The organism is uncultured Veillonella sp. (genome assembly GCF_905209685.1).
Lineage (GTDB): Bacteria > Bacillota > Negativicutes > Veillonellales > Veillonellaceae > Veillonella.
Window position 1 is genome coordinate 1 of the sequence record NZ_CAJLUB010000194.1, and the last position, 1,752, is coordinate 1,752.

A 1,752-nucleotide genomic window follows, 5' to 3' on the forward strand; every position below is an offset into this window, starting at 1 on the left:
TCTTCGATAGCTTCATAGCTGTCTTTTGTGATAGCACGGTAAATGCCCATCAAGTTAGAAATGCCAGGCTTATTTTCTTTATCGTAACGCACTGCATTATCAGAGTCAGTTTGAGCGCGTTTCAATTTTTTCACAATCAAATCTGGTGCATCCAAAAGGCGAATGGTAGCATTTTGGTTATCATCAGATTTACTCATTTTCTTAGTTGGCTCTTGTAAGCTCATAACGCGAGCACCACCTTCGCCTACCTTGATATCAGGTACTACGAAAGTTTCACCGAATCTACGGTTAAAACGCTCTGCCAAATTACGAGTCAACTCAAGATGTTGTTTTTGGTCTTCACCTACAGGAACATAGTTTGTACCATATAACAAGATATCTGCCGCCATCAATGGTGGGTACGTAAGCAATGCTGTAGGAATGGAGTCACCTTGCTTTTGAGACTTATCTTTATACTGCGTCATACGCTCTAATTCGCCAACATAGCTGATAGATTGCATAACCCAACCGAGTTTAACGTGCTCAGGTACTTCGGATTGTACAAACAATGTTACCTTTTTAGGATCGAGGCCAACCGCTAGGTACAACGCAGCCAAATTACGAGTATTTTGGAATAACTCTTTTGGATCTTGCGGTACAGTGATCGCATGTTGGTTAACGATACAATAATAACATTCGTCAGTATCTTGATAGTCTAAGAAATTACGTAAAGCCCCCAAATAGTTACCAAGTGTTAACTCACCACTTGGTTGGATGCCGGAAAATATAACTGCCATAATAGTCTCCCTATATTGAAATAAACCAACAGTGCCGAAGCACTGTTGGTTATATATATTATTCTACGGTTACAGATTTAGCCAAGTTACGTGGTTTATCTACATCTGCGCCGCGTGTAATCGCTGCATAGTATGCTAACAATTGCAATGGTACAACTGCAAGGATTGGAGCGATGAATTTATTTGCACGAGGAACATAGATTGTATGGTCTACGTGTTTAGATAATTCTTCGTCCCCTTTCATGCCGATACCAATTACAACCGCTTCACGAGCTTTTACTTCGCGGATGTTACTGATCATCTTATCGTATACATCCTCTTGTGTAGCCAATGCGATAACAGGTACGCCTTCTTCAATAAGAGCTAATGTACCATGTTTCAATTCACCACCAGCATATGCTTCAGCATGGATGTAAGAAATTTCTTTCAATTTCAAAGCACCTTCCATCGCTACTGCATAGTCGATAGCACGGCCCAAGAAGAACGCATCAGATTTGAAGCCATAATGTTTAGCAAAGGCTTTCATATCTTCGTCTACTTCAAAGATTTCATGAATCAATGTAGGCAAGTTTTTAACGCCGCTAAGGATTTCTTCACCTAAAGCTGGATTCATTTTGCCATTTAATTGACCAAGGTATACAGCAAATAACAAGCCAGCTACTAATTGAGTAGTGTACGCTTTTGTGGACGCTACAGAGATTTCAGGGCCTGCCCATGTGTACACAGTGTTATCTGCTTCACGGGAGATACTGGAACCTACTACGTTTGTAATCGCTAAGGATTTAGCGCCAAGGCGTTTAGCCTCTTTCAAAGCAGCCAATGTATCAGATGTTTCACCAGATTGGCTGATAACGATACACAATGTTTTGTCATCAGTCAATGGATTGCTGTAACGGTACTCGGATGCGATTTCCACACTTACAGGAATGCGCGCCAAGTTTTCAATATATTGTTTTGTTACAAGACCTGCATGGTA

2 protein-coding genes are annotated in these 1,752 nt (G+C 40.9%); both read right to left on the minus strand.

What is annotated here, in order from left to right; all coding sequences use genetic code 11:
* Nucleotides 1-776: tryptophan--tRNA ligase (gene trpS / locus QZ055_RS09320; protein WP_295802708.1), on the minus strand; the 776-nt coding region annotated here is incomplete at its 3' end.
* A 58-nt stretch (nucleotides 777-834) separates the two neighbouring features.
* Nucleotides 835-1,752, minus strand: a 918-nt coding sequence (locus QZ055_RS09325; RefSeq protein ID WP_295826481.1) for an isomerizing glutamine--fructose-6-phosphate transaminase, incomplete at its 5' end; no start/stop codon positions are given.